This window comes from Synechococcus sp. RC10B2 (genome assembly GCF_047502635.1).
Genome location: NZ_JANSHO010000014.1, coordinates 1 through 25,367, shown reverse-complemented (window position 1 = coordinate 25,367; position 25,367 = coordinate 1). Strand labels below are relative to the sequence as shown.

General features: G+C 60.6%; 23 protein-coding genes. 13 read left to right on the top strand and 10 right to left on the bottom strand.

Going from position 1 to position 25,367, the window contains the following annotated elements; translation table 11 throughout:
• Positions 1 to 60: 60 nt before the first annotated feature.
• The 7 genes from NW855_RS02705 to NW855_RS02675 form a co-directional block, all read right to left on the bottom strand.
• On the bottom strand, positions 61 to 1,173 hold the full coding sequence (locus tag NW855_RS02705; RefSeq protein ID WP_011429170.1) for an NAD(P)/FAD-dependent oxidoreductase: 1,113 nt from the start codon (positions 1,171 to 1,173) through the stop codon (positions 61 to 63).
• Positions 1,174 to 1,206: 33 nt separating this feature from the next.
• On the bottom strand, positions 1,207 to 1,359 hold the full coding sequence (locus tag NW855_RS02700; protein WP_011429171.1) for a photosystem II protein Y: 153 nt from the start codon (positions 1,357 to 1,359) through the stop codon (positions 1,207 to 1,209).
• Between the two features lie 429 nt (positions 1,360 to 1,788).
• The gene (locus tag NW855_RS02695; protein ID WP_414402585.1) at positions 1,789 to 2,790 is read right to left on the bottom strand and encodes a M14 family metallopeptidase; all 1,002 of its coding nucleotides are present in this window, start codon (positions 2,788 to 2,790) and stop codon (positions 1,789 to 1,791) included.
• Positions 2,791 to 3,083: 293 nt separating this feature from the next.
• On the bottom strand, positions 3,084 to 4,553 hold the full coding sequence (locus NW855_RS02690; protein ID WP_414402586.1) for a glutamate-cysteine ligase family protein: 1,470 nt from the start codon (positions 4,551 to 4,553) through the stop codon (positions 3,084 to 3,086).
• Positions 4,554 to 4,608: 55 nt separating this feature from the next.
• Positions 4,609 to 6,558, bottom strand: a complete 1,950-nt coding sequence (locus tag NW855_RS02685) for an alpha-1,4-glucan--maltose-1-phosphate maltosyltransferase (RefSeq protein WP_206336957.1) — start codon at positions 6,556 to 6,558, stop codon at positions 4,609 to 4,611.
• 73 nt (positions 6,559 to 6,631) lie between these two features.
• Positions 6,632 to 7,984: a TldD/PmbA family protein gene (locus NW855_RS02680; RefSeq protein ID WP_099812554.1), complete on the bottom strand. Its 1,353-nt coding sequence runs from the start codon at positions 7,982 to 7,984 to the stop codon at positions 6,632 to 6,634.
• Between the two features lie 153 nt (positions 7,985 to 8,137).
• Positions 8,138 to 8,461 carry a hypothetical protein gene (locus NW855_RS02675; protein WP_143596990.1) on the bottom strand — a complete coding sequence of 108 codons (324 nt, stop codon included), beginning with the start codon at positions 8,459 to 8,461 and terminating at the stop codon, positions 8,138 to 8,140.
• A 244-nt stretch (positions 8,462 to 8,705) separates the two neighbouring features.
• Here NW855_RS02675 and NW855_RS02670 point away from each other — a divergent pair, with 244 nt between their 5' ends.
• The 3 genes from NW855_RS02670 (at position 8,706) to NW855_RS02660 (ending at position 11,785) form a co-directional block, all read left to right on the top strand.
• On the top strand, positions 8,706 to 9,041 hold the full coding sequence (locus NW855_RS02670) for a TIGR02450 family Trp-rich protein (RefSeq protein WP_099884321.1): 336 nt from the start codon (positions 8,706 to 8,708) through the stop codon (positions 9,039 to 9,041).
• A gap of 306 nt (positions 9,042 to 9,347) precedes the next feature.
• Positions 9,348 to 9,821, top strand: coding sequence for a 2-C-methyl-D-erythritol 2,4-cyclodiphosphate synthase (gene ispF / locus NW855_RS02665; protein ID WP_011429179.1), 474 nt, complete (start codon positions 9,348 to 9,350; stop codon positions 9,819 to 9,821).
• 182 nt (positions 9,822 to 10,003) lie between these two features.
• Complete coding sequence (locus NW855_RS02660; protein WP_099813278.1) at positions 10,004 to 11,785, top strand: ABC transporter substrate-binding protein; 1,782 nt, start codon at positions 10,004 to 10,006, stop codon at positions 11,783 to 11,785.
• A gap of 1 nt (position 11,786) precedes the next feature.
• Here NW855_RS02660 and NW855_RS02655 read toward each other — a convergent pair whose 3' ends face one another.
• The 3 genes from NW855_RS02655 to NW855_RS02645 all read right to left on the bottom strand — a co-directional run bounded on the left by NW855_RS02655 (position 11,787) and on the right by NW855_RS02645 (position 16,218).
• Entirely contained in the window at positions 11,787 to 13,952 is a 2,166-nt protein-coding gene (locus NW855_RS02655; RefSeq protein ID WP_099813277.1) for an amylo-alpha-1,6-glucosidase, read from the bottom strand.
• Between the two features lie 86 nt (positions 13,953 to 14,038).
• Entirely contained in the window at positions 14,039 to 15,097 is a 1,059-nt protein-coding gene (locus tag NW855_RS02650; protein WP_414401840.1) for a glycosyltransferase family 4 protein, read from the bottom strand.
• 434 nt (positions 15,098 to 15,531) lie between these two features.
• Positions 15,532 to 16,218: a hypothetical protein gene (locus NW855_RS02645; RefSeq protein WP_168173319.1), complete on the bottom strand. Its 687-nt coding sequence runs from the start codon at positions 16,216 to 16,218 to the stop codon at positions 15,532 to 15,534.
• A 306-nt stretch (positions 16,219 to 16,524) separates the two neighbouring features.
• Between NW855_RS02645 and purF the strand changes: the two genes are divergently transcribed.
• The 10 genes from purF to NW855_RS02595 form a co-directional block, all read left to right on the top strand.
• Positions 16,525 to 18,096: an amidophosphoribosyltransferase gene (gene purF / locus NW855_RS02640; RefSeq protein ID WP_414402587.1), complete on the top strand. Its 1,572-nt coding sequence runs from the start codon at positions 16,525 to 16,527 to the stop codon at positions 18,094 to 18,096.
• A 57-nt stretch (positions 18,097 to 18,153) separates the two neighbouring features.
• On the top strand, positions 18,154 to 18,681 hold the full coding sequence (gene def, locus NW855_RS02635; protein WP_011429188.1) for a peptide deformylase: 528 nt from the start codon (positions 18,154 to 18,156) through the stop codon (positions 18,679 to 18,681).
• A 10-nt stretch (positions 18,682 to 18,691) separates the two neighbouring features.
• Positions 18,692 to 19,108, top strand: a complete 417-nt coding sequence (locus tag NW855_RS02630; protein ID WP_099812550.1) for a thiol-disulfide oxidoreductase DCC family protein — start codon at positions 18,692 to 18,694, stop codon at positions 19,106 to 19,108.
• Between the two features lie 466 nt (positions 19,109 to 19,574).
• On the top strand, positions 19,575 to 21,878 hold the full coding sequence (locus NW855_RS02625) for a pentapeptide repeat-containing protein (protein WP_414508312.1): 2,304 nt from the start codon (positions 19,575 to 19,577) through the stop codon (positions 21,876 to 21,878).
• Positions 21,879 to 21,996: 118 nt separating this feature from the next.
• Positions 21,997 to 22,371 (top strand): DUF1257 domain-containing protein, encoded by a 375-nt coding sequence (locus NW855_RS02620; RefSeq protein WP_099812548.1) that lies wholly within the window; start codon positions 21,997 to 21,999, stop codon positions 22,369 to 22,371.
• Positions 22,372 to 22,380: 9 nt separating this feature from the next.
• On the top strand, positions 22,381 to 22,590 hold the full coding sequence (locus NW855_RS02615) for a DUF2997 domain-containing protein (protein ID WP_099812547.1): 210 nt from the start codon (positions 22,381 to 22,383) through the stop codon (positions 22,588 to 22,590).
• A complete protein-coding gene (locus tag NW855_RS02610; protein WP_414508310.1) occupies positions 22,587 to 22,859 on the top strand; it encodes a helix-turn-helix domain-containing protein in 273 nt (90 codons plus the stop codon). The genes NW855_RS02615 and NW855_RS02610 overlap by 4 nt, the downstream gene beginning before the upstream one ends.
• 6 nt (positions 22,860 to 22,865) lie before the next feature.
• On the top strand, positions 22,866 to 23,315 hold the full coding sequence (locus tag NW855_RS02605) for a molecular chaperone GrpE (protein ID WP_414508309.1): 450 nt from the start codon (positions 22,866 to 22,868) through the stop codon (positions 23,313 to 23,315).
• Complete coding sequence (locus tag NW855_RS02600; RefSeq protein ID WP_414351930.1) at positions 23,312 to 24,841, top strand: Hsp70 family protein; 1,530 nt, start codon at positions 23,312 to 23,314, stop codon at positions 24,839 to 24,841. Before NW855_RS02605 ends, NW855_RS02600 begins: the two co-directional genes overlap by 4 nt.
• A gap of 8 nt (positions 24,842 to 24,849) precedes the next feature.
• The coding region (locus NW855_RS02595; protein ID WP_414508308.1) for a pentapeptide repeat-containing protein at positions 24,850 to 25,367 on the top strand (518 nt) is incomplete at its 3' end.

Here is a 25,367-nt window from a genome sequence, read left to right as displayed (position 1 = left end):
ATCCCCCATCCCGCCAAGCTGCGCTGTGGCGGGAGTACCCCGGAGGTTCTGATGGCGCCGTTAGCGGGCGTGCGCAGGGATCCCCAGCATTTCCAGCAAGGTTTTAGCAGCATCCTGGCCGGAGAGCCAGGCGCCTTCTACTCGCTCCCCGGCACACCAATCGCCGGCACAGACCAACGGCAACCCCTTGCCGGCACCGGCAGGGACGTGGGTGCCCAGGCTGGCCAAACCTATCGTTTCCACAGGAAAAGCGTAGCGCCAGCGATGCACCTGCATCCATTGCGGCGAGGCCAGCCAGGGATCCAGCCGTTTGGCGGCGTGATCCAGCAGTTCTCGACCAGCTTTTTCCAACTCGGCGGGGCCGGCATCCAGATACCGCGACGACCACTCCGCCCCCCCGTGCAAGACCACCAGCGGCGGCAAGGGCTGTAGGCGCTTGCTGCTGTCCAGGGCCAGCCAGGCCAGCATCGGATCCTGCAAACACTTGATCCCCTTCCAAGGCGGCAGCGGCGTGCTCTTCGAATAGCCGGCCAAAACGGCAATGCAGGGCTGGTAGGCGGCGGATCCCGGCAGAGAGAGCAGGTTGTCGGCAGGAGGGATCCCCTCTTGCAGCAAAGGCAACAACTGGGGAGCTGGGATTGCCATCACCACTGCCGCGGCCTCGTAGCACTGGCCGTTTTCGGCCTGTAATTGCCAGGTGGTTGCCAGCGGCCTGAGGCCGACCACACGCGTCTGGGTGTGGATGGACAAGGAGGTGGCTAGCTGTTTGGCCAGCGTCGTCATGCCCTGTGGGCAGATGTAGCGGGGTTTCTCGGCGTTGGAGTCCTCTGGGCGCAACCCCTCTCGATCCAGCAGGTGCAACGAGCGCGTCCATTCCCTCAGCAGCCCCAGGCCCAATAGCTCCTTCAGCCAGCGATAAAAGCTGTCGGAATCGGCGGTCAGGTATTGAACCCCGTGATCTACAGGCACTGTTTGTCCGGCATGCTCAACCCGCCGGGTGGCCATGCGCCCACCCAAACCCACCGATTTCTCCAGCACCAAGACCTCCAGCCCCGCCCGCCGCAGTTGCCGTGCGCAGGCTAGGCCAGCCACCCCGGCCCCGACGACAACGACGTCCGCCGACTTTGCGTTGCCCAGGCCTGGCCTTGCCCCCTGGAGATTTTCGTCTGACATACAGGGCCTATCGGCTGCAACCGGATCCCACCTTCAACTCCCGCTCTTGCCAAAGGGGTTGTTGCCCCTTTCGCCGAAGAGCTTGGCTTCCCCCTTGATGGCAGCCTTGATGATGTTGTAAGCGGCCCAGCCAACCACCAAAACAATGGGTGCCAGGACGATCAGCGGACGGAGATCCATATCCATAGTTTCATCCCCCTCTCATCAACGGAGTAACAAGAGCTTCCAGAGTTAGCAACTGCTGGGATCCCGAAGAGCGAAGCTTTTTTGGGGTTTGGGTTTCGCTTTGGGCGGGGTACAACTCCGGAAGAACGGCTATGTCCAGAATAAACCCAGGTATACCTTCTCCCGCTAAGCCCTGACGGACTGGGGCAAAAACCTCCGCTCACGCCAGCAGGACAGGATCCCTGGATGATTTCTCAGAGTTGCTGCTTACTCAGGATCTTCACACAGCCGGAGAGTGGCTGCTTCGCCGTTCCTAGCCCATTCTGCAGCAAGCCCGGCTTCTGGACAAGAGCTTGCCTTGTTGCCTCTTGCGGGGATGGGCCAATCGAGCTAGGCGAGAACGTCCGTCGCTGGCGCCACGTAGACTGCGCCCGAGAGTAGCGCGGAAGTTTAGCCAGCCAGGGAGTAGCGCTCCATCAAGTAGCAGAGGCAATCTTGGCGGATGATGCGGCTGTTGAGGGTGAGCATGCCGGGCATGATGGGCACGCGGGTGCGAATTTCGCCATCTTGGGCATAGAAGAAGCGATCCGCCACATCTTGGCCCTGCTCGTCTTGTACCTCCAGGTGGAAGCCGTTGTTCGTCCAGCCGATGCGGGTGTGGGGAGGGAGCTCCCGAAAATTGAGGAGATCCAAATCGGGGGGAAAGCGCAGGTGCGGGTCGCCCGCCTCTTCCCCAAAGCCGAAGCTTACCTCGTCTGGGATCTTGACGATGGCGACGCTGTGGAACAGGTCGATATCCTGGCTGAGGACGGGGCGTTGCGGCAGCGCCGACAGGTGCAGGCAGGCTTCCAGAAATTCGCAGGCATGTTGGGTGCCGTGGGGCTGATCCGGCTTGCCACATTCCAGGGTTACCGCCGGGCAGAAGCGCCCAAAGGCCATGCTCTGCACCCCTTCCGGCTTGGTGAAGTAGAGGACGGTGCGCCCAAACAAGGTGGCCAGGTGCAGGGTAGAGGCATCCAAGTAATTGACACAGGCGTAGTGGGGGTTGGTGCCGGTGTTGTTGTGAATATCGACGCTGGCAAACACGCCCCGCTGCTGCATCTGCTGCAGGACGGCCTGGGCCATGGCGTGCTCGGGGGTGGAGCCGGGGCCCCAGATGCGGTTGTAGTCCGGTTGGCCGTCCAGGCGCCGTTGCCCGTAGCGGGCGGCCCGCACATTGCCGATGAAGAGAGACAGAGAACGGGGCAGTTCCCGCCGGGTGTAGCGGCGCAGAAGCTGTTGCACCGCCTGCCAGCCGGTGACCTCGTTGCCGTGCAGCAGGACGGATACAAACAGGGGGGGATCCCGCCGTCCCGCCAGATGGATAAGGGTCGGCCCGCCCAAGCGATCCTCCAGCTGATGGGCCTCTAGATCCAGGAGTTGATCCGGCAGGTGGTCGAGAACGGTGAGCATAAGGGTTGGGCAAGCACCTCAACGCAAACCTTTTGGCTGCTCAAGGGCAGAGGGGATCCGGGAAATCGAGCCCTCTCTCTAATTCAGAGCCCTCACCCCCAGCCCCTCTCCCAGCGGGAGAGGGGAGATGGAGATTGGGGTAGCGAACTGTCTCATCCCTAGCTGGAAATAAACAACTGGCTGCCGTGCTTGGGGCTTGGGTCGTCGCCCTGCCCTTTGAGAAGGCATCCCTTCCGATACAGGCATGCCCAGGCGGTGATCTGTCTCCCCTGCCATACAGGGAGAGCGCTTCCCTAGCCGAGATCCCAGGTGTGTACCGGCCGGCCTTGCCGCTGCCGTTCCCAGTAGGCACAGGTCAATTGTTGCATATCTTTACCATGCCGAGCCACGTAGCGGCGCTGCCAGGTGGCCCCATTCTGCCCCGACTCTACCCGGGCGCGGAGAATGCCCAGATACTCCTGGATATCCTGGGGGGCCAAGTCCAGTTGCGCCAAGCCCGCCTCTGCTTGCGGGATCAGCTCTTGCAGCAGCAATTGGCGCAGGGATCCCTGCCAACCGTTGAGCCAGGTGATGGGGGCCTCGAGGCCGAAGCGGGCGGCCGCGTAGAAATTGGCGCGGCACTGGGCAAAGCTCAGCTCCTGCTCCGGGGGAAGGGGTCGGGCTCCCAGGGCTTGCACCAGGCCAAAGTAGAAGGCGGCATTGGCGATCATGTCGGGTAGAGTGGGACCTGCTGCAGCCACCCGCTGTTCAATGCGCAGATGGGGATAGGGATCCACCCCCACCAGAGGGCGGTTCCAGCGCCAGATGGTGCCGTTGTGCAAGCGCAGATGGGCTAGCTCAGTAGGAGGTGAGGCCAGCCTCTGCGGCAACACCACCGGATAGCAGCGTAGATTTTCCCAGAACAACTCCATCAGGGACTCTTGCACATAGCCTTGCCCAAAGGTGACGCGAGGTTGGTGGGTGGGGGCAAGGGGGGGTGGGCCATCCAACGCCTGCTCAAACACAGGGATGCGGGTTTCCGCCCATAGGTCGTGCCCGAACAGATAGGGAGAATTGGCCGCCAGCGCTACCAAGGGGGCCGACACGAGCAGGGAAGCGTTGAAGTAGCGGACCGCTTGGTGGGGGGCCACCTGCAGATGGATTTGAAAAGAGGTGGTGGCTGCCTCCAGCATGACGTTTGGGTGGGTGACCCGCAGCAGGGTGGCAGGCCCTTCGATTGTCAGCCCCAGGGGCGGGATCCTGGAGGGTTGCTCGCGCCGGTGCAGGTTCAGGATCTGCTCGTTGAGGGCCAGATAGCGTTTGCGGGGGGAGATCATCTCCAAGGTTAGCTGCTGCTGCTGCAGCGTGGGTAAAATGCCGATGGTCATCAGCCCTGCCTGCAGTTGCTCGGCCACTCGGCAACAGCGATCCCACCTCTGTTCCAGCTCTTGGCGGAGCTGCTGCAGAGCGGATGCAACCAAAACCTGGGGCCGGCTGTTGAGCTCGATGTTGAAGCGGGCCAGTTCCGGCACCACCAGCGGGTCGTTGACGGCCTCCAGGTAGGCTGAGTTGATCGGGGCCGGATCTCCCTGGGGGGTGACCAGCCAAGCTTCCAGCTCAAACCCGCCCACCGGGGATCCCTGGGCAAAAGGCCGGCAAATGGGATCCAGCCCCGGCAGGCCGGCCAGCCAGCGGTCCAGCAGATCCGTCTCCTGCTGCAGCCGAGCTTTGAACTCGGCAAAGTCCTCTGCGCCAAAGCTGAGGGAGGCAATCTCTTGGCCCATCGAGACAACTCCGCGGCTTTCGTGGATGAGATCACTGCACTGCTGGTATCGGGCTTCAGCTTTCGACGAGAAAAATATGGGCCGGCATCGTCCAGGGATCCAGCTTGATGTAGTTGGTGGATCCCTGCCAGGAGTACTGCTGGCCGTCCAAGAGGTCGATCACCTTGAAAGTTTGCCAGTGTTCCAAACCCAAAGCCCCCAGGTTGAGGGTGACCCAGCCAGATTGAATGTGAAACGGATCCAGATTCACCGCCACCAAAATCCGGTTGCTGCCATCAAAGGTGCGCTTGGAGTAGCAGATCAGGGCCTCGTTGTCGGTGGGGTGAAACACCAGGCTCCAGTCGCTTTGCAAAGCCGGGTTTTGCCGCCGGATCTGGTTCACCTGCGCGATCAGAGGCCGCAAGTTATCCGGCGCGTCCAGATCCCAGTGGCGGATTTGGTATTTTTCTGAGTCCAGATACTCTTCGCTGCCGGGGCGGAGCGGGCGGTTTTCACAGAGTTCAAAAGCGGGGCCGTAGATGCCGTAGCTGGCCCCCAGCGTAGCCGCCAGGATGAGGCGCAGCATAAAAGCCGGGCGTCCCCCCTTTTGCAAAAACTCGTTCAGAATATCCGGCGTGTTGGGCCAGAGGTTGGGGCGGTAGTACTCCCGCATCGGGGTTTGGGTGAGCTCGGTGAAGTACTCGGTCAGGCCCCATTTGTCGTTGCGCCAGGTGAAGTAGGTATAGGATTGGGTGAAGCCCAGCTTGGCCAAGGATTTCATCAGCTTGGGGCGCGTAAAGGCTTCGGATAAAAAGATTGTCTCCGGGTGCTTGGCCTTGATCTCGCCGATGCACCACTCCCAGAAGCCAAAGGCTTTGGTGTGGGGATTATCCACCCGAAAGATGGTTACCCCTTGGTCGATCCAGTATTCGATAACGCTTTTTAACTCCTCCCAGAGGGCCTGCCAGTTTTCCGTCTCAAAGTCGAGAGGGTAGATATCTTGGTACTTCTTGGGCGGGTTTTCCGCATATTGAATGGTGCCGTCGGGCCGCTTTTTAAACCATTCCGGGTGCTCTTTCACATAGGGGTGATCTGGCGAACACTGGAAGGCGATATCGAGGGCGATGTCGATGTTGAATTTTTTGGCCTCCGCCACCAAGCGATGAAAATCCTCCAGGGATCCCAGTTGGGGATGGATGGCCTTGTGCCCGCCTTCTGGCCCGCCGATGGCCCAGGGGGAGCCCACGTCATCCGGCTCCGCCGTCATGGCGTTGTTTTTGCCCTTGCGGAAGGTGCGCCCGATGGGGTGGATGGGGGGCAGGTAAAGCACATCAAAGCCCATCTCGGCAATCTGCGGCAGGCGGGCGATCACATCCTGGAAGGTGCCGTGGGTGTGCTCGTCAGGGCCACAGGAGCGGGGAAACAGCTCGTACCAGGTGCTGAAGCGGGCCTTCTCCGGATCCACCCAGACCCGTCGCTCCGGGTAGGCGGTGACGAAGCGGCGCTCGCCGTAGAGCTGCATCAGGGATCCCAGCGTCGGGGAAAGGGCGATCTCGATAGCTGGATCCCCGCCTTGGCGGAGCATTTGGGCGTAGTTGCGCAACTTCGCCGCCAGATCCCCGCTTTGAGCCTGGGCGGCCCGCTCCACGAGCTCCGCCCCGATCAACAGCTCCACCGCCACATCCTGCTCGGCAGCCACCCGCTTGTGCAGATCCTGCTGCCAGGTTTTGAAGGGATCCACCCAGGCCAGAATCCGGTAGAAAGCTTGGCCGATTTGCGTGACCTGGAACTGGGCCCGCCAGCGGTCGTTGCCGAGGGGCTCCATGAAGATCTCCTCCCAGTCGGTTGCCCCGGCCTGGCGGAAACTGAGCACCGCCGAGAGTTGGTCGTGGCCATCGGCGAAGATGTCCGCCTCCACCACCACATACTCCCCCACCGTCCGCTTGATGGCGTAGCGCCCGCCGTCGATTTCCGGCGTCACCGCCTCGATGATGGCGCGTTGCCGACCTTCCGTTGGCCACATCATGATCCCTCAGCTTGCCTTTGCCTGCTCACAGGCTTGCCAGCCTGCCCTTTCAGAATGCCCAACCGACTTTACGTTAGCCCGCCGTTACCGATACATCTTCGATGCGCAGGGCGGGAAAAGCGGTGGTGCCGTTGAAAACGGTTACCTCTTGTGAGATGGCGGAGATATTGCGCAAACAATCGTAGAGGTTGCCGGCAATGGTGGTCTCCAGGATGGGGCGTTTTTCGCCGCCTTTAACCAAAAAGCCCCCCTTCACCACCCCGGAAAAATCGCCAGTGATGGGGTTGCTGCTGCCGGAAAGCCGGGTGACGATAATGCCCCGCTCCATCGCATACAGCTCAGACAAAGGGGTTGTCCCCGGGGCCACGCTCAAACAGGCCGGCCCCACGCCCGGCAAGCTGCCCGCCCCCCCTGTGGCATGGCCGTTGGACGGGATCCCGGCAGCCCGGCCTTCGTAGCTGTTGTACATGAAGTTGCAGAGGATCCCTTCATGGATCAGGGGGGTAATTTGGCGGGGGATCCCCTCGCGGTCGAAGGGCTCGATGGGGTAGCCAGGCAAGCCCAGCCCCTCGGAAACCAACGTCAACAGGGGGCTGGCGATCAGGGATCCCATCTTCTGCGCCAGCGGGCTTTTGCCTTTGCGCACCGCGTCCGCCCCCAGCACAAAGAGGAGATCCCCCAGAAACTCTTCCACCACATCCGGCGGCAGGACGATGGGGCCGCGGAAGCTCTCTCCCTCGGTAGCTCCCAAGGCCCCCACACATTTCTGGACAAAGCGTTCAAAAGCCCGCTCCAGCGCCGGCACCAGATCCGCCCGCTTCTGGACGCTGTCGCCGTCGTAGGCAAAGCTGCCCACCTCGTCCCCATCGATGGCCATGCCGAACAGGGATCCGCCCGCCTCGACGCTGTGGTAGTTGGCGCGGATGCCGGTGGAAGAAGCAATGGCCACGGTATCCTCTTCTACGCTGAACGAGCCGCTGTCGATGGTGATGCGCGGGTCTTGGGAGCGCACCCACTCCACCAGTTGGGATCCCAGTTGCGTCAGCTCGGCGGCATCCAGTTCCAGCAGGCCCGGGTCGAGGGCAAAAGGCACCTGGGGCAGGGGCTGGGGATCTGGCAGGCCGTTGAGGGGATCCGCCGGCGAAGCCTTGGCCATGGCCACCGCCTCAGCAGCCGTCTCCGCCAGATCCTCAGGGCGGTTGGAGGTGGCAAAGCCCAGCCTGCCGCCGCAGAAAACCCGGATGCCGAACAGGGTCTCGCTGCTGCTGCGGGCCAGGTTGAGGTCATTTTTCTCAAAGGTGACTTCCGTCTCGCGGCCTGAGTTGGCGAACACCTCTGCTTGGTCAGCTCCGGCAGCCAAAGCCTTTTGCACACCCTGTTCGCAGAGATCCAGCAGGTTTTCAGGAGAAATGACGGAGCCGGCCATAGAAAACTTGAGATCCGCAAGAGAACAGTTCTATTATCGACCCTAGCAGCAAGGCCTGCCCCAGGAACGGGGCCCAGAAGAGCGCGCCTGTTTCAAGCGGTTCCCTCAGGCGCCGGGATCCGTTTGCCGGCGGTTTTCCGGATCCCTATCGGATCAGGGCTGCTCCAGGGGCTGATCTGAAAAAAGCAGGGGGGCAATGTTGGCTGCCTGGTTGAGCGGGATCTCGTCGTGGATGGCGTACTGATAGAACTGATCCAGCCGCTGACACAAACCTTCTGGGGTCAAAGCCTGCACGTTGGAGCTGATGATGTAGCTCTGGGCAGGAGAGGCCCGAAAGGCCTGAAAGGCTTTGCGACAAAAGGCCTGCTTGGCCTCAGGATCCGCCTGGCGCCACTCCGGCCCCGTCAGTTTGCCGGATAGTGCCGGCTGGGTGGCCGCCCAAGCGCTGGACGCGACCAGGGGCAGTCCTGTTGCCAAGATCAGGCCAGCCAGGATCAGAAACAGAAGGCCTCCCTTTAAAAATATCTGACGAGAAAAGAACTGAAGCCGTTGCCAGTGTTGCCCCATGGTTGGATAGGCTAAAGGTATCCCTTCGATCATACCGATCGCAGGAGAATCCAAAGCGGACGGCTTCTGCTCGTTTTGCCTGCTCCCCAGGGTTCTTGTAACCGTCAAAAAAGCTTGGCCGATCTCAAAACAATTGCCAGCACCCGTCCGTCCCGTGGCTCGCAGCAAACCCCGCCAAAAACAGCGTTTTCCCCACCTCCTCGGCTCCAAGTGGACTTCCGTTCAGCCGGTGATGGGTTGGCGACATTTTCAGGTCGCCGCCCGCCAAGAGGGAGAAGGGGGGCTGGTGTTTGCCGAGCTGAGGGCCGTCTGCGATCCCCAGGTGCGCCTCTGGGTCAACGCCGCCACCCTCAAGAACCGGGATCTCTGGCAGCCGGGCTGGGCACCGCTGGAAGACGGGATCCCCTGCGGGCGGCAGGATCCCCTTCTGGACAACCCTCTGCCGGCAGATGATTTCCCCCCGCCTGCAGGGATCCCCGGATCCCTCTAGCGCTGTATCCTTAAGCAAGGGGGAGAAGTCTCGGAGAAAAAAGATGCCCAGGTGCGATGTTTGCGGGAAAGAGCTCAGCTACAGCGATTATCAGTGGGCCAAGCGCTGTACCAATCCCTACGGGAAATCCCACCTCATCTGCTTCGACTGCTACAGTGGCTCTTCTTGTCCCATCTGCTACTCCCCTCTCGAGTCGGCAGAATAGAGAGAGGTCGTTCTCAAAAGCCGCTTGTCCTCTCCCCGTGAGCCAAGCTCTTGGGAGGAAGTGGCAGAGGTCTCGATGGTTTTCCCAAGGGAGCCGGAACAGTGCGCATTGGCCAGGGCTATGACATCCACCGCCTCGTCGAGGGGCGCCCCCTGATCCTAGGTGGGATCCGGATCCCTTACGAAAAAGGGCTGTTGGGCCACAGCGACGCCGACGTGCTCACCCACGCCATCATGGACGCTCTCCTGGGGGCCGCCGCCCTGCGGGACATCGGCTACTACTTTCCCCCCGAAGACGAGCGCTGGAAGGGGGCAGACAGCATTCTCCTCTTGCAGCAGGTGGTGCAACTGGTAGGCCAAGAGGGCTGGCGCATTGCCAATGTCGATAGCGTCGTGGTAGCGGAGCAGCCTAAGCTCAAGCCCCACATCCCCGCCATACAGGCCCGCCTGGCCGAGGCCATGCAACTATCGCCCAAACAAGTAGGCGTGAAGGCCACCACCAACGAAAAACTGGGCCCCGTCGGCCAGGGAGAAGCCATGGCCGCCTTTGCCGTCGTCCTGTTGCTGGAACGCTGAGCCGCCGCTTTCTGGGAAGCACCTGGTCATCGCGCTGCCCAAGCTGCCAAACTGGCAAGCAACCGCTTCAAAAGTTTGCCCCAATTGCCGTGCAACCCCCTGCTGCCTCGATTGGGAGAGGGGCTGGGGGTGAGGGGCGCTGGCGGGCCCTTTCAAACTTGCTCGGATACTCAGCCAAGGAAATGGCAGGCCAAAACACCACCTCAACAGAGCAGCTCAAGAGAAGCCTTTTTGTTCCCCTATTCCTAGGGATCCTCCTCCTCTGGCTTGGCGCCTGTGCTGCTCCCGCCCGCCCGCCCCATCTCATTGCCACCGTTACCTCGGATCCCAAAACCTTCAACACCTATCTGGCCACCGAGAGCTCCAGCCGCGACGCCATCGCCTACCTAGAGGCGGGCCTGGTCACCCTCGATGAAGATACCCTCCTGCCCAAGCCGGAGCTGGCGGAAGGCTGGGAAGTGTCTGAGGACGGCTTGCGCTATGTCTTTACTTTGCGGGAGGGGCTGCGCTGGTCGGACGGGGAGCCCCTGACGGCGGCAGATGTGGACTTTACCTTCAACCGCATCATCTTCGACGAGCGGATCCCGACCTCGGCGCGGGATGTGTTGCGCATCGGCGAGGCGGGGGCGCTGCCCCAGGTGCGGGCCTTGGACGAGCGGCGGGTTGAGTTTGTCCTGCCGGAGCCCTTCGCCCCCTTCCTGTTGCAGGCCGGATCCCCTCTCTTGCCCAAGCACATTCTGGAGCCCACCGTGGAGCAGGTGGACGGCCAGGGCAACCCCCTCTTTTTGCAGACCTGGGGAGTTGACACGCCGGTGCAGGAATTGGTGGGGGCCGGCCCCTACGTCTTGCAGGAATATACCCCCGGCCAGCGGCTGGTGTACCGCCCCAACCCCTACTACTGGAAAGGGGAAGGGATCCCGCGCATCGAGCGGGTCATCCTGCGCATCGTGGACTCGGAAGATACGGCCCTGTTGCAGTTTCGCTCCGGCGAGACCGACGTGTTTTCGGTGCGGGGCAGAGACTTTCAGCTCCTGAAGCGGGAAGAAAAGCGGGATCAGTTCACGATTTACAATCTCGGCCCCACCCTCAACAACAATTTCTTTGCCTTCAACCTCAGCCGGGCCCGCAACCCCCAAACCGGACGGCCCTTTGTGGATCCCGTCAAAAGCCGCTGGTTCAACGATTTGAACTTCCGCCGGGCGGTGGCCCACGCCCTAAACCGCCAGTTTTACGTCGAGAGCGTCCTGCAGGGGTTGGGCGAGATCCAGCACTCGGTCTTCTCCCCCGCCAGCCCCTTCTACCTCAGCCCAGCAGAGGGCCTGCCCACCTACGACTACGATCCCGAGAAGGCGCGGCAACTGCTCTTGGCTGCCGGCTATACCTACGACGCCGAAGGCCACCTGCGGGATCCCGACGGCAACCGCGTCCGCTTCAGCCTGATCACCAACGCCGGCAACAACCAGCGGGAGGCCACCGGCGCCTTGATCAAGGCCGACCTGGCGCGGATCGGCATCACCGTGGACTTCACCCCCATCGCCTTCAACACGGTGGTGCAGCGCACCGACAGCCGCGACTGGGAAACCTTGTTGCTGGGCTTTGGCGGCGGCGGCACCGAGCCCAACAACGGCTCCAACATCTGGCGCAGCGATGGCCGCCTGCACCTGTTTAACCTGGGGGATCTGCCCGGCAACCCCGCCGAAGGGGTGGAGGTGAGCGATTGGGAGCGGGAGATCGACCGCATTTTTATCGCAGGGGTGCGGGAGCTGGACTTTGAAAAGCGCAAGGCCCTCTACGACCGCTTTCAAGTGATCATCCAGGAACAACTGCCCCAGATCGGCACCTTCAATCCCCTGGTGCTCTCGGCCCTGCGCAACCGCCTGCAAGGGGTGGATCCCCGCCCCATCCTCGGCCCTCTCTGGAACCTGGATCAGCTCTCCATCCAGGACGTGCTGCAGGAGCGGTAGCCTACCTCACCGTCAGCTCCACCTCCCCCGTGCTTCTAAGGACGTTGATCCCCACCCCTCCTGCCTGGAGATACAGGCCGATGTCCAGGGATCCCCGCCCCACCTGAATGTTCTCAAGAGTTACATGAGGCAGCCATAGGGGCAGGGTGGGCTGAGTCAGGTGCACCCGCTGGGCCAGCCCGTCGATCTCCAGGCCTAGGCAGGCCTGCAGCAGCAGGAACACGCTGGCTGCCGCCCAAGACTGGGGCAGACAGGCCACGGGGTAAAGGGTGGGGCCCTCCCGCTGGCGCCGGCGAAAGCCACAGAACAGCTCCGGCAGCCGCCGCAGCTCCAGAAACTGGCTGGCATCGAACAAGGCCGTCAACACCTGGGCCGCTTCCGCCTTGTAGCCATAGCGGGAGAGCCCGGCTGCAATGAGGGCGTTGTCGTGGGGCCAGATGGAGCCGTTGTGGTAAGACATGGGGTTGTAGCGCCCTTCCCCTTCCGCCAGCGTGCGGATCCCCCAGCCGCTAAAAAAAGCCGGCTCCACAAGTTGGCGGGCAATGCGCTCGGCATGCTGCGGGTGGGCGATCCCGGAAAACAGGCAGTGGCCCATGTTGGAGCTGCGCACGCGGCAGGGCTGCTTGCGCCCGTCCAGAGCCAGGACATACCCCCCCAGCTCCTCGCACCAAAACTGCTCCCAAAACCGCTGCTGCAGCTTTTCTGCTTGCTGTCGCAGCTGGGCTGCCTGCGCCTGCCGCCCCAACAGCTCCGCCATCTCCGCCGCCAACCGCTTGGCCTCGTAGGCGTAGCCCTGCACCTCGCACAGGGCAATGGGCGGCTCCGCCAGGGATCCGTCGGCATGGAAGATGGCGTCTTCCGAATCTTTCCAGCCTTGGTTGCGCAGGCCCCGCCGCGCCTTGCCGGCATACTCCAAAAAGCCGTCGCCGTCGGGATCCCCGTAGGTGTCCATCCAGCTCAGGGCTGCCTCGATATTCGGCCACAACTGCCGCAACAGCTCGAGATCGCCGCTGCGGCGCACATAGCGCCCCGCCAGCACCACAAACAAAGGGGTGGCGTCGATGCTGCCGAAATAATTGCCAAAGGGGATCTCGCGGGTCTTGGCCATCTCGCTGTAGCGCTGCTCGTGCAGGATCTTGCCCGGCTCGGCATCGCGGCTGGGATCCACCTCCTGGGCCTGGTGGGCCGCCAGGTACAGCAGCACTCCCCGCGCCAAATCGGGAAACCACCAAAGGGTGGCTAGGGCAGTGATCAGCGCGTCGCGGCCAAAGACTGTGGCAAACCAAGGTACGCCAGCGTGGGGATAGAGCCCATAGGGCGTGCGGGCCAGCATCATCACCAGGTCGTCCCGCGAGGCGTTGAGCCACTCGTTAAACTGGGCGTTGCCAGTGTCGATGCGGTGGGCCAGAGCTCTTAGCGCCGCCCGATGCTCCCGCTCCGCCTGCAGGGCCTCCTGGTAGCTCAAGAGCGGGATCTCCTCGCCGCCATAGCTGCAGACTACCCGCACCTCCAAATCCCGCTCCTCCTGGGGCGCCAGCGGCACCCACCACTGCGCCAGCTTTTCCGAGACCACCTCCGGCGCAGGAGAAAACAAGATCCGGGTTTGCCGCTCCACCCCGTCCAGGCCGCGGTAGCGCAAAGTTACCCCTTCTGAGCTCACCTGGGGTGGCAGCACTTGTCCCCGCTGCGAGCGCCGGATGCCGCGAATCTCAAACATATCGGCAAAATCGGCCTCAAAGCGCAGGGTCAGCGGCACCCGAAACGGCTCCGAGCCGTAGTTGTGGATGCGAATCCGCTCGTAGGCCACGTTGTTCCACAAAAAAGTAGTCCGCAGAACATGCAGGGTATCTTGACCGATAAACTGCCCCTTCGAGGTGGTGAACTCGGGGTTGGTCAGATCCACCGCCAGAATATCCTTGTCTTCTCGCACCTCCGAGCTAAGCAACAAAAACTGCTTCCCCTGCAAATCCAAGACCAGCCGCGACAAAAAGCGGGTATCATCCCGAAACAGGCCGTGATCCCGGATGCCGAGGGGGCGCATGTTGCCCAGCCGGTCAAAGATGGCAAAGCAGTTGTCCTGCTTGAGGACGTGGGGACGCGCCTCCACCAGCGAAGCGCTGGCGCGGATGTAGTACTGATCCTGAATCTGAATAATGTCTTCGGCCATCTCGGTCTTCCCAATATCTGGCCCAAATAAGGCGAAAAAGCGGTTCCCAAACAGCACCAGCTTCCACTGGGCAGGGTTGGCATCTGTTAAGCCACCTTTTTCGAGATCTCCTGCCGCTCGTTCACCAGTTGCCGGTAGAGGGCCTCATATTCCGACACCATCCTCTCGACGCTAAACCGCTCCTCAAACACCTGCCGCACCCCGGCTCGGTCAAGGGATCCCACCTTTTCGATTGCCTCTACGGCCTCTTCCACCGAATCGACAATAAAGCCGGAGCGGCTGTCCGCCATCACCTCAGGCACCGAGCCAAAGCGGGTGGCGATCACCGGCGTGCCGCAGGCCATCGCTTCGATCATCACCAGCCCAAAAGGCTCCGGCCAGCGGATGGGAAACAGCACCGCATAGGCCTTGCCCAAGAACTCGCTTTTCTCCTGTTCGGTGATTTCCCCCACGATCTCCACATTGGGGTGGCGGCTGGCCAAAGGCTTAATTTCCAACTCGTAGTACTGGCGATCCACCGCGTCGATCTTGATAGCAGCTTTCAGCGGCATCCCTGCCCGCGCGGCAATTGCAATGGCCGTGTCCAGCCCTTTTTCCGGCGAAACCCGACCCAGAAAGGCCAGGTAATCCCCCTTTTCTGGATAGAAACGGTGGAGATCCAGGGGCAAACCATGGTAGACCGTCCCCACCCAGCGCGCCTGGGGCAGGGGCCGCCGCTGGGCATTGGAGATGGAGACCACCGGAATGTCCTGAAACTCAGTGTAGAGAGGCTGCAGCTCCGGGATGTCCAGTCGCCCGTGTAGGGTGGCCAAAAAAGAGACTTGAGGATGGCGGCGGGCCAGGGCGTAGGGATAGTAGTCGATGTGGCCGTGGATGATGTCGAACTCGTCGGCCATCTGAAAGGCCTTCTCCACCATCAGGATGTGGGGCGCCACCGTGTCGATGGCCGTGGGATCCAAGCGCAGAGCCCGCTCCCGAAAGGGGATCAGGCGGGCTTGGGTTTGGGAGTCGCCGCTGGCAAATAGAGTCACCTCGTGCCCGCGCCGCACCAGCTCTTCGGTTAGCCAAGAGACCACCCGCTCCGTGCCGCCGTAGAGCTTGGGGGGCACGCTCTCGTGCAACGGGGCAATCTGAGCAATGCGCATCGTTATCCTCCGAACTAAAAACTTGGCAGCCGTTCGGGGCTGTTGGCTGCGCCGAGCTGAAAGGCGCTTTCCGGGCGCTGATCCCGGCAGCACAGTTGTTTGACAGTCGGTCGCAGATTTTCTTGCTGCTAACAACCCCTTGGCTAAAGCAGGATAAAAACAGGATCCAGTCAGAGCCAGGTTTAGCCTCTATGCTAGCCGGCTGAGCCTGCTACAGGGGCTGGCAAGAAAACACCCCAATTCCCGAATCTGGCCGAACTTTTCCGGGATCCCTGGAGGGAGAAACGTCGGCGGCGCCTCTTGCAAACCCTAGCTTACCCCCGTGCCGGAGCCCAGCAGCCTCCTCAACTTGCAGACCTTGAACACCTGCTGCCCGGCAAGCATTTCAAAAACAACCTCGGCTCCCCAGACAGCCAAGGAACTGTCTCCGCTGGTTAGGTGGGCCTAGGCGTTGGGGTGGGCGAAGGGCTGGGACGAGGGGAAGGGCTGGGCGAAGGCGACACAGAGGGAAAAGGATTGGGCGTGCCGGTCGGGGTTGGTGTTGGGGTGGGTGAAGGCGGCGGCAGTACCCGCAAAGGGGCTTTGGCCGAGGCAATGCGGCCTTGAGTGTCTGCTACCATGGCCGTAACCTCGTAATCTCCAGGAGGGACAGAGGCCGGAATGGTGATGGGAAGGGTGCCGATGCAGGTTCTGCTGTTGACCTGACAGCCGGCGGCAGCGGCAGTGAAATCAAACGTGAGGGTGAGAGGGTTTTGTCGGATTTCCACCCGGAAGCTGATGCCGCTGCCCAAACCCGCAGGAGTTGTTACAGCCACCAAGACATTGAAGGGAACCGTCTGTCGCGCGTCCGTCAGTGCCACCACGGCAATCGAAGGTGGCTCCGCCGAGAAGGAAGCGGTGGGGGAAGGGCTGGGGAACGGATTCAAGAGTGGGGTGGGGGTCGGGGTGAGCAGAGGCGTCGGGACGGGAGTAGGCGTCGGACTGGGGACGAGAAAAGGCGTGGGCGTCGGTGCCACAACCGTTACTGGCACAGGCGTAATGGTGACCGAGGGCTGTTCGCGGGCATCTTCTTGGCAGGCCACCAGTGACAACGACACAAAAGCGGCTACACTCGCTCTCATTGCGGAGAACATCCAGCTCTGGCGGAACCTAGGGGGCTGCTGTTTCATGGGCTTTGGCTCCTCATAACACAAGCTTTGGGGTTTTGTTGGGAGAACTGAGTCTCGGCAGCGTTCAACTCAAAACCCACACAGCCCTGCTCCCTCAACTGCGAAAGCAGAGTCTCGCGGGTGCTCCTAACACTATAGATAGAGCCTCAATTTTTTGTAAACACTACGGGTGACATCTACCGCATGGGATCCGCCTCGGCGGTGAGATCTCAAGGGCGCTCAGGTTAGACTGGTAAGTGCCACAGCAAGAGGGGATCCATGGCAGCGAAGGCGGGAGCAGAACCATCTTCAGCGCAAGCAGGGCTGCAAGAGCGACCTGCTGAATTCTGGAACAGCCAGGAAGGGCCCAAAGAGGCCTGCGGGGTGTTTGGCATTCTGGCTCCCGGCGAGGAGGTGGCCAAGCTGACCTATTTTGGGCTGTTTGCCCTGCAGCATCGAGGCCAGGAATCGGCGGGCATCGCCACCTTTGAGGGGGCCTTTTGCCGAGTGCACAAGGCGATGGGGTTGGTTTCCCAAGTTTTTGACCCGGTAAATCTGGGCCAACTGAGCGGCGACTTGGCGGTGGGCCACACCCGCTACTCCACCACCGGCTCCAGCCGCGCCGCCAACGCTCAGCCGATCATTGTGGAAACCCGCCTGGGGCCGCTGGCTTTGGCCCACAATGGCAATTTGGTCAACGCCGAAGAGCTGCGGCAAGAGCTGGAAGCTGCCGACCGCCACCTCACCGGCAGCACCGACTCGGAGTGTATTGCCCACGCCATTGCCCAGGCGGTCAATCAGGGCCAAGGCTGGGTGGAAGCCACCTGTCAGGCTCTGCGCCGCTGCCGCGGGGCCTTTAGCCTGGTCATCGGCACGCCAGAAGGGCTGATCGGGGCACGGGATCCCTACGGCGTGCGCCCGCTGGTGTTGGGGTTTTTGAGCCGCAACCCCACCAGGCAGGAGCTGCTGCAGCCCCAGATGGTGGGCAGCCCTCATTGCCCCGAAGCCCCACGGTTACACTATGTCTTAGCCTCCGAGACCTGTGCTCTGGATATCATCGGAGCCGATTACCTGCGCCACGTGGAGCCGGGGGAGCTGGTGTGGATTGACCGGCAGGGGCTGCAATCGGTGCGCTGGGCGGAGGCCAACCCTAAACTGTGCATCTTCGAGATGATCTACTTTGCCCGCCCCGATAGTTGCATGCATGGGGAAAGCCTCTACTCCTACCGGGTGCGGCTGGGAGAACAACTGGCCAGGGAAGCTCCGGCAGAGGCCGACTGGGTGATCGCGGTGCCCGATTCCGGCACCCCGGCGGCCATTGGCTATGCCCGCCAGACAGGGATCCCCTACACCGAGGGGCTGATTAAAAACCGCTATGTGGGCCGCACCTTCATTCAGCCTACCCAGTCGATGCGGGAGCGGGGCATTCGCATGAAGCTCAACCCCCTGGAAGACGTGCTGCGGGGGCAGCGGATTGTGATCGTGGACGACTCGATTGTGCGGGGCACCACCAGCCAAAAGATCGTCAAGGCCCTGCGCCAGGCGGGGGCCACCCAAGTCCACATGCGCATCTCCAGCCCTCCGGTTACCCATCCCTGCTTCTACGGCATCGACACCGACAGCCAAGATCAGCTTATTGCCGCCAAGTACTCGGTGGCAGAAATTGCCGAGAAAATCGGGGTAGACTCTTTGGCCTACTTGAGCTGGGAAGGCATGCTGGCCGCTACGGGCCGGGATCCCAATTCCTTCTGCTCCGCTTGCTTTACCGGCCACTACCCCATCCCCATCCCGGAGGGGCTGAAGCGCTTCAAGCTGGCTTTGGAAACGGCAGCCAGCCGCAAAGACCGCTAGGAGCCTGGGGGGAGAGGAGGGTTCGCCGCAGTTTGCATTTGAATGCCTGCAATCGCCATGACTTTACGCCTGCGCCAGCTAGGGGATCCCATCCTGACTCAAGTGGCTGAGCCGGTCGCCGAGTTTGGGACGCCGGCTTTGCAAAACCTAATTGAAGAGATGCTCGCCACTTTGAAAGAGGCCCAAGGGGTGGGCTTGGCGGCCCCTCAGGTGGGATTCCCCCTCCAGGTCATCATCGTAGCCTCCCGTCCCAACCCTCGCTATCCTGATGCACCCCAGATGGAGCCGCTGGTCATGGTTAACCCCCGCCCCCTAGCTTGCAGCGAGGAGCAGGTGCTGGGGTGGGAAGGGTGCTTGAGCGTGCCCAACTGCCGCGGCCTGGTGGCCCGTTCCCGCGAGGTGGAGGTGGAGTACCACACCCCTGAGGGATCCCGGCAGCGGGTGGTCTGGCGGGATTTTCCGGCGCGCATCTTCCAGCACGAATACGATCACCTCAGGGGCCGATTGTTCCTAGATCGGCAGCCGCAGCAACTGCTCTCTGAGGCCGACTACCAAGCCCAGATTTTGGCCCAGCCCCCTGCCTGAGGATCCCAACATGCCCTACCTGGTCATCTACGACGGCCTGTGCAACCTCTGCGCCAGTGGAGTCCAGCTCTTGGAGCGCCTGGATCGCGGCCAGCAGTTTCGCTACGCCCCCATGCAGGATGGAGCTACCCTGGCCCAGTGGGGGATCCCGCCAGAGCAGATGGAATTGGGGATGATCCTGATCGACCTGGAGCAGCCGCAGCGCCGCTGGCAGGGCTCCGCCGCCGTCGAACAAATTGCCGCCCTCTTGCCCAGCGGATCCCTGTGGCTGGCCCTCTACCACAACCTTCCCGGCCTCAAGCTTTTGGGAGACTGGAGCTATGCCCAGATCCGGGATCACCGCTACGAGTGGTTTGGCCGCCGTGACACCCTTTATCTACCGGCTGTCTGTGAGCGCTGCCGGGATCCCTTGGCAGAAAAGGACTGAAGCTCTTTTTCTGTAAACTGCAATACTTATCTGCCTGGCCCAAGGGATCCCTTTGCCAAGTTTGAATTCCTATCCTCAAAGCTGGCACGTTTGAAAGGTTGAAGTTGAACATATTAGCATATCGAAATATTAGTATATCGAAGAATACCTTCCCGGTGAGAACTCCCCAAGTCTGAACTTGTCTTTATCCAGGGCCAAAGTAAAAATAGAAACGAAGTTAGCCGACAGGGAGTGGGCTGTGGCTACAACTGGATATGGAAAGACTAAAGCTGAAGGAGTTGCCGGCAGTTCAGGAGCCGTTCAGCTAGTCCTTAGGAGTGGCCATCCTTATGGGGGAAACGGGACTGTTGGAAGCTTTGGTGAAAAAAGCAGAAAGATTCTTCTACAGACAACGCAGCAGCATCTGGATTGGCAGGTGCAGTTTGCAGTTTGGAAGACCTTACTAAGCTCTGGCATACCTCAACTGGTGCAAGTAGCAAAAACCTATCAAGTTCCCCTGCGTCCGGTTGGAGACATCCGAGAACGATATAGAGCCGGCGAGCGGGACTTTCGCTGGGCAGATCTGAGGAGGGCCAACCTCAGCGGGCTAAACCTAAGGGGGGTGGACTTAAGCGGGGCCAGCTTGAGTCGAGCGAGACTGGGCCAGGTCAATCTAAGCCACGCCAGCCTGGTTGGAGCCAACCTCAGTCAGGCAGACCTCAGTGGTGCAGACTTGAGGGGAGCCGACTTAAGCGGAGCCAACTTGATGGGGGCCAATCTCATTGGGGCCAACCTGCGGGGAGCCAATCTAGCAGACGCCAACTTGAAGTGGGTCGTCATTTCCCGCGAAACGCAAATTGACCGCAAGTGGCAACTGATCTGGGAAATTGTCAACGGCCACGCCCAGGGGAAAAATCTAGCTCAGGCAGACTTGAGCGGGGCGAACCTGGATTGGGCTGACCTGAGTGGGGCCAACTTGGCTCAAGCAGACCTGAGGGGAGCAAGACTTGCCGGCGCCAACTTGAGAGAAGCTGACCTGAGGGGAGCCGACCTCAGGTGGGCCAACTTGGAGGGAGCCGACCTCAGGCAGGCCGACCTGGACGCCGCTTGCCTACATTTGGCCAGCCTGCGAGGAGCCATCCTTTCCCCTCAAACGCAAATTGACCGCAAGTGGCAACTGATCTGGGAAATTGTCAACGGCCACGCCCAGGGGAAAAATCTAGCTCAGGCAGACTTGAGCGGGGCGAACCTGGATTGGGCTGACCTGAGTGGGGCCAACTTGGCTCAAGCAGACCTGAGGGGAGCAAGACTTGCCGGCGCCAACTTGAGAGAAGCTGACCTGAGGGGAGCCGACCTCAGGTGGGCCAACTTGGAGGGAGCCGACCTCAGGCAGGCCGACCTGGACGCCGCTTGCCTACATTTGGCCAGCCTGCGAGGAGCCATCCTTTCCCCTCAAACGCAAATTGACCGCAAGTGGCAACTGATCTGGGAAATTGTCAACGGCCACGCCCAGGGGAAAAATCTAGCTCAGGCAGACTTGAGCGGGGCGAACTTGAGCTGGGCAAATCTGAGCGGGCTCAACCTCACCGGCGTGAACTTGGTGGGAGCCGACCTGAGAGGGGCTAACCTCTGCGGCGCAGACTTAAAGTGGGCAGAGTTGAGCAAAGCCAATCTGAGCCAGGCGGATCTGAGGGGGGCCAATCTAAACCAAGCAGATCTCAGCGGCGCAGACCTAAGCGCTGCCAACCTCAGTGGCGCCAGCTTGATCAAGACCGAACTAGCCAAGGCTAAACTCGTGGGGGCCAAGTTGACACAGGCCAAGCTCATCGGAGCCAGGCTGAGGCGGGCTAAACTGAACGGCGCAGATCTAAGGGGGGCTAGCCTCATCGGGGCCGACCTCGGCGAAGCCAAACTGGGCAAGACAAGCCTAAACTTGCCTATCTTGAGAGGGGCGGTGATTTCTGCAGAGGACAGCCCGGAGAGTCGCTGGTGGTTAATTATTCTCCATGCTTGCGCCCATTCGCAGGAGCTGAGCCGGACGGACTTGAGAGAGGCGGACTTGAGAAAGGCCAACCTTAGCCAGGCAGACCTCAGGGGGGTAAGGCTCAGCGGAGCCAACCTAAGCCGGGCTTACTTGATTGGGGCAGATCTGAGCGAGGCCAACCTAGGTGGAGCCAATCTGAAGAGGGCCAAGCTGGGTGGGGCCAACCTAACCCAAGCCGATCTCAGTGGAACCCAGCTCAGTAGGGCTTATCTGGGCAGAGCCAACCTAAGCGGCGCCGACCTGAGAGGGGCAAATCTGGAGCTGGCCAATCTGCAACGAGTGATCCTTTCTCCTGAAACCCAGATCGAGGCCAAGTGGCGGCTGGTGTGGGAGATCGTCAACGGTCACGCCTCCAAGAGAAACTTGAGTGGAGCTGACCTGAGCGGCGCCAACCTGAACTGGACTAACCTGAGCGGGGCGAAACTGGTCGGTGCAAACTTGAGGGGAGCCAGCCTAGTTGGAACCGGACTGAGGGGGGCTGACCTCAGCCGGGCCAACCTCAGCGGATCCAATCTCAGTTGGGCCGACCTAAGCTACACCAGCCTGGAAGGATCCAACCTAGACCATGCCAAGGTAGGAGGCGCAAATCTCCAGGGCGCAAGACTTGATTTTCAGTGGAAGTTGACCTGGCTCTCCCTTTGGTTCAAAAGTTTGGCGAGCGTCTGGTTTGGTTACCGCGATGTCCCTCGCCTGCTTCCTCCTGCTACCTCGGATCCCCACCGGCATCCTCTAGCCAAGGGAAACTAATGGTTGGCTCCCTCAATTTCTTTGGTTAGGGCCACGCGGCTTTGTGCCCTAGCAAAACTTTTCAAGCCAAGAGGACTGCTCTAGGATAAAGCATGTTCTTCTGAGGAGAATCCCCACAGTGTCGCACTTCACCAGCATCAAGGTTCAGTTCAAAAATAAAGAGATCCTGAAAGGCGCTTTGGTTGCCCAAGGTCACGAGGTCTTGGAAAACACTTATGTCCGGGGGTATGGAGGGAACCGTGTCCAGGCAGATCTGGTGGTTAGGCGCAGCAACGGCTACGACATTGGCTTTCGCCAACGGGGGGACAGCCTGGAGATGATTGCCGACTTTTGGGGAACGGGAGTCAGCGCTGAGGCTTTCTTAGCGCCAATCCGCCAAGCCTATACCCGCGAGCAGCTTCTTGCGACGGCCGCGGAGAAGGGATTTACGGTAGAGTCGGAATCTGTGGATGAAAAAGGGCAGATCAGGATTGTGTTGGGGCGCTGGGCTTGAGGAGGCATTATGGCGGAATATCAACAGGTTGAATACATCATCGACAAAGATGGCAACGTGATTGAGCGCGTGCTCAATGTCAAAGGCAAGGGCTGCCTTGAACTAACTGAGGAAATAGAAAGGGCATTGGGCACAGTTCAAAAAAGGGAACTGTTGCCTGAATATGACCAGGTACCAGTCATAGAAGAAGATGTCCAGCGTCAGGTGGAGCGTCTATGAATGCCCCAAACCCCTTTCTTGATCCCCTGTCTGGTTTAACCAAAGGGATCCAAAAGACTCTGGCTAGGATTCCATTTTGGAGTCGTAACTCTGAAATGAAAAGTCATGATGCCCTGCTGCGCAATCTCATGCAGGCTGCCGGTATCTCAACCTGGCGAGAGCTTCGACAAAAGGCCAAACTGAGTCGAGGAGCCCTAAATGCCCTGAGAACTGGACAGGCCGAAAAGCTGAAGTTAGCCGATCTCAATCGAGCGGCCAGCATTTTGTAAGTACCCTTGCCGAACCTTATTCAGGATTTTAGCGGAATTGAGCTAGCATCGGAGTCTGTAGAAACGGCTCAGGAATTGCAGCGGCTGCACAAACAGCTAGAACAGCAGGAAGGGCAATTGCGCCATCAAATCCGCGCCGAACTGGTGGAAAAGCTCAAGCCTCTTTTGGTGCAATATCCTACCCTGCAGCAGGTTGTGCAGAGGCGACCGGATTACCCCGCGCAGCAAGTCTTGGCTTTGCTGACCTGTCTGGGCAACTTGTTGGAAGACTGGCAGTTGGAAACCATTGGCCAGGTGTGGCAACAGGTGGCCTATGACCCAGAAAGCCACCAGCCCGATGAAGAGGATATCCAGGCGGGAGAGCCGGTCTACGTTCGCTTTGTGGGCTATCGACTTAGGGATCAAGTTTTAGTTCGAGCCAAAGTCAGTCGCACTCTACCTTCCTTGGCAGCATGACGACGTTGGCTATTGATTTTGGCACTTCCAATACGGTGGTCTGTGCCTACCAAAACCAAAAACCCCTTGCAATCGATATACCAGGGATCACCCACCGCTACGACGGCAGCCCCCCTCTAATTCCCTCGGTTCTCTTTGTCGGCCAAAATCAGCAATTTTTGATTGGGGCACCTGCCCAGGCCAAACGGGATCCCAAGCGCCTATTCAAAGGCTTTAAGCGGGATCTCTCTCAACAATTCCAGCCGGCTCCAACCTATGTGGATGGACAGGCCTACACAGCCCAAGAGGCCACGCGGATCTTTCTGCAGCAGCTTCTTGCCAAACTCCAGGCAGAGGGCTGGCAGCCCGATAAGGTGATCTTGACCGTGCCGGTGGGAGCCTACGAGGGCTATTTGCACAACCTGCAAGAGGTGTTTGGCTCCCTAGGGATCCAACAGGTCGTGTTCCTCGACGAGTCCACCGCGGCTGCTTTGGGCTACGGGATCCAGGAGCCGGGATCCCTGATTTTGGTGATCGATTTGGGGGGCGGAACTCTCGACCTCTCTTTGGTCAAAATCTTGAAGCCAGAGCAGGGCACTGCTTACCGAGCTGAGGTCATTGCCAAAACTGACCGGGCCTATGGCTGTGGCGGCGTCGATATCGATATCTGGATTGCCGAATGGGTGCTGGAGCAGTTGGGCCGCAAGCGACAGCAGGTCCCGGCCAGCAGCTTCCAGGTTCTGTGCGAGGTTGCCGAGCGGCTCAAGATCCGCCTCTCCAGCCATTCTCAGGCCAGCGAGGCCTGGCTGGATGAAGACTCCTTTGAGACCCACACTTTAACGCTTCAGCGCGAGCAACTCCAGGAGCTGTTGGAAGAGCGCGGCCTGCTGACGCGGCTGAGAGAAGCCATCGATGAGGTCATCGAGAAAGCCCACAATAAAGGGATCTCTAAACGAGATATCCACCAGGTGGTGTTGGTGGGTGGCACCAGCCTCATCCCAGGAGTGCAGCATCAGGTCATTAGCCTCTTTGGCCGCGACAAGGTCAAGTACCACAAGCCGTTTGAGGCAGTGGCCCACGGCGCTCTGGCCTTCACCCAGTTTGCCCGCCTTCAAGATCATCTCCGCCATACCTATGCCCTGCGGCTCTGGAATCCCTATTTGCAGGCGCCCGACTTTTTCCCTCTCTTTAAGAGCGGCACGGCTTATCCTGCCACGGTGGAACTGCCTCCCTTGCAGGCCAACGCCAATGGGCAAAGCCACATCAACCTGGTGGTTGGTGAGATGGCCGAGGAAGGGGCAACTGAGGTTGTTTACGATCCCGACGGTCGGATGCAGATCCGCAACAGCACCGCAGCTTCTAGCTTTCGTCCCCTTGGGATCCACAACCAGCTTTCCATTCCCCTCAAGCCGCTAGGGCGGGTGGGAGTGGATCGTTTGCAGGTCACCTTTGCCGTCGATGCCGGGCGAACTTTGCGGGTAACGGTAGTAGATTTGCAAACTCAAAAGACCCTTATGCAGCAGCAGGTGGTTGGAAGGTTAACTTGAGGTTAGGGATGGCGGAAAACTTTGATCCTGTTCTGGGTGGACAGCAACCAGCCGGATCCGATCCGGTCATGGGAGGCTTGGTGGGCATTGAGCAAGCCCTGGGCAGTCCGAATCCCAAGGTGAGAATCCAAGCAATCAAGGGTGCTCTGAGGTACGGATCCAGAGGGGCCGAGCTTGTTATCCAAGCCCTGCGAAATGATCCCAACTGGGAAGTGCAGTTTGCGGCTTGGGAGACGCTGCTGGAATCGAAGGATCCGCAGCAGGTGCAGGTGGCAAAGTCCCATCGACTTCCCCTCCGACAGGTTGGAGATGTCCGAGCAAGGTATGAAGCGGGAGAGCGGGATTTCCGCTGGGCCAACCTGAGGGGGGCCGACCTGATTGAGGCCAACCTGAGCCAGGCCAACCTGATCTGGGCCAACCTGAGCGGGGCCGACCTGAGCCAGGCCAACCTGAGCCAGGCCAACCTGATCTGGGCCAACCTGAGCGGGGCCGACCTGAGCAGGGCTGACCTGAGGGGAGCCAACTT

Coding starts and splice junctions, on each gene's coding strand:
- NW855_RS02705 (WP_011429170.1), bottom strand. CDS start 1,173: ATGTCAGACGAAAATCTCCAGGGGGCAAGGCCAGGCCTGGGCAACGCA.
- NW855_RS02700 (WP_011429171.1), bottom strand. CDS start 1,359: ATGGATATGGATCTCCGTCCGCTGATCGTCCTGGCACCCATTGTTTTG.
- NW855_RS02695 (WP_414402585.1), bottom strand. CDS start 2,790: ATGCTCACCGTTCTCGACCACCTGCCGGATCAACTCCTGGATCTAGAG.
- NW855_RS02690 (WP_414402586.1), bottom strand. CDS start 4,553: ATGGGCCAAGAGATTGCCTCCCTCAGCTTTGGCGCAGAGGACTTTGCC.
- NW855_RS02685 (WP_206336957.1), bottom strand. CDS start 6,558: ATGATGTGGCCAACGGAAGGTCGGCAACGCGCCATCATCGAGGCGGTG.
- NW855_RS02680 (WP_099812554.1), bottom strand. CDS start 7,984: ATGGCCGGCTCCGTCATTTCTCCTGAAAACCTGCTGGATCTCTGCGAA.
- NW855_RS02660 (WP_099813278.1), top strand. CDS start 10,004: ATGGCAGGCCAAAACACCACCTCAACAGAGCAGCTCAAGAGAAGCCTT.
- NW855_RS02655 (WP_099813277.1), bottom strand. CDS start 13,952: ATGGCCGAAGACATTATTCAGATTCAGGATCAGTACTACATCCGCGCC.
- NW855_RS02650 (WP_414401840.1), bottom strand. CDS start 15,097: ATGCGCATTGCTCAGATTGCCCCGTTGCACGAGAGCGTGCCCCCCAAG.
- NW855_RS02645 (WP_168173319.1), bottom strand. CDS start 16,218: ATGAGAGCGAGTGTAGCCGCTTTTGTGTCGTTGTCACTGGTGGCCTGC.
- purF (WP_414402587.1), top strand. CDS start 16,525: ATGGCAGCGAAGGCGGGAGCAGAACCATCTTCAGCGCAAGCAGGGCTG.
- def (WP_011429188.1), top strand. CDS start 18,154: ATGACTTTACGCCTGCGCCAGCTAGGGGATCCCATCCTGACTCAAGTG.
- NW855_RS02630 (WP_099812550.1), top strand. CDS start 18,692: ATGCCCTACCTGGTCATCTACGACGGCCTGTGCAACCTCTGCGCCAGT.
- NW855_RS02615 (WP_099812547.1), top strand. CDS start 22,381: ATGGCGGAATATCAACAGGTTGAATACATCATCGACAAAGATGGCAAC.
- NW855_RS02610 (WP_414508310.1), top strand. CDS start 22,587: ATGAATGCCCCAAACCCCTTTCTTGATCCCCTGTCTGGTTTAACCAAA.
- NW855_RS02600 (WP_414351930.1), top strand. CDS start 23,312: ATGACGACGTTGGCTATTGATTTTGGCACTTCCAATACGGTGGTCTGT.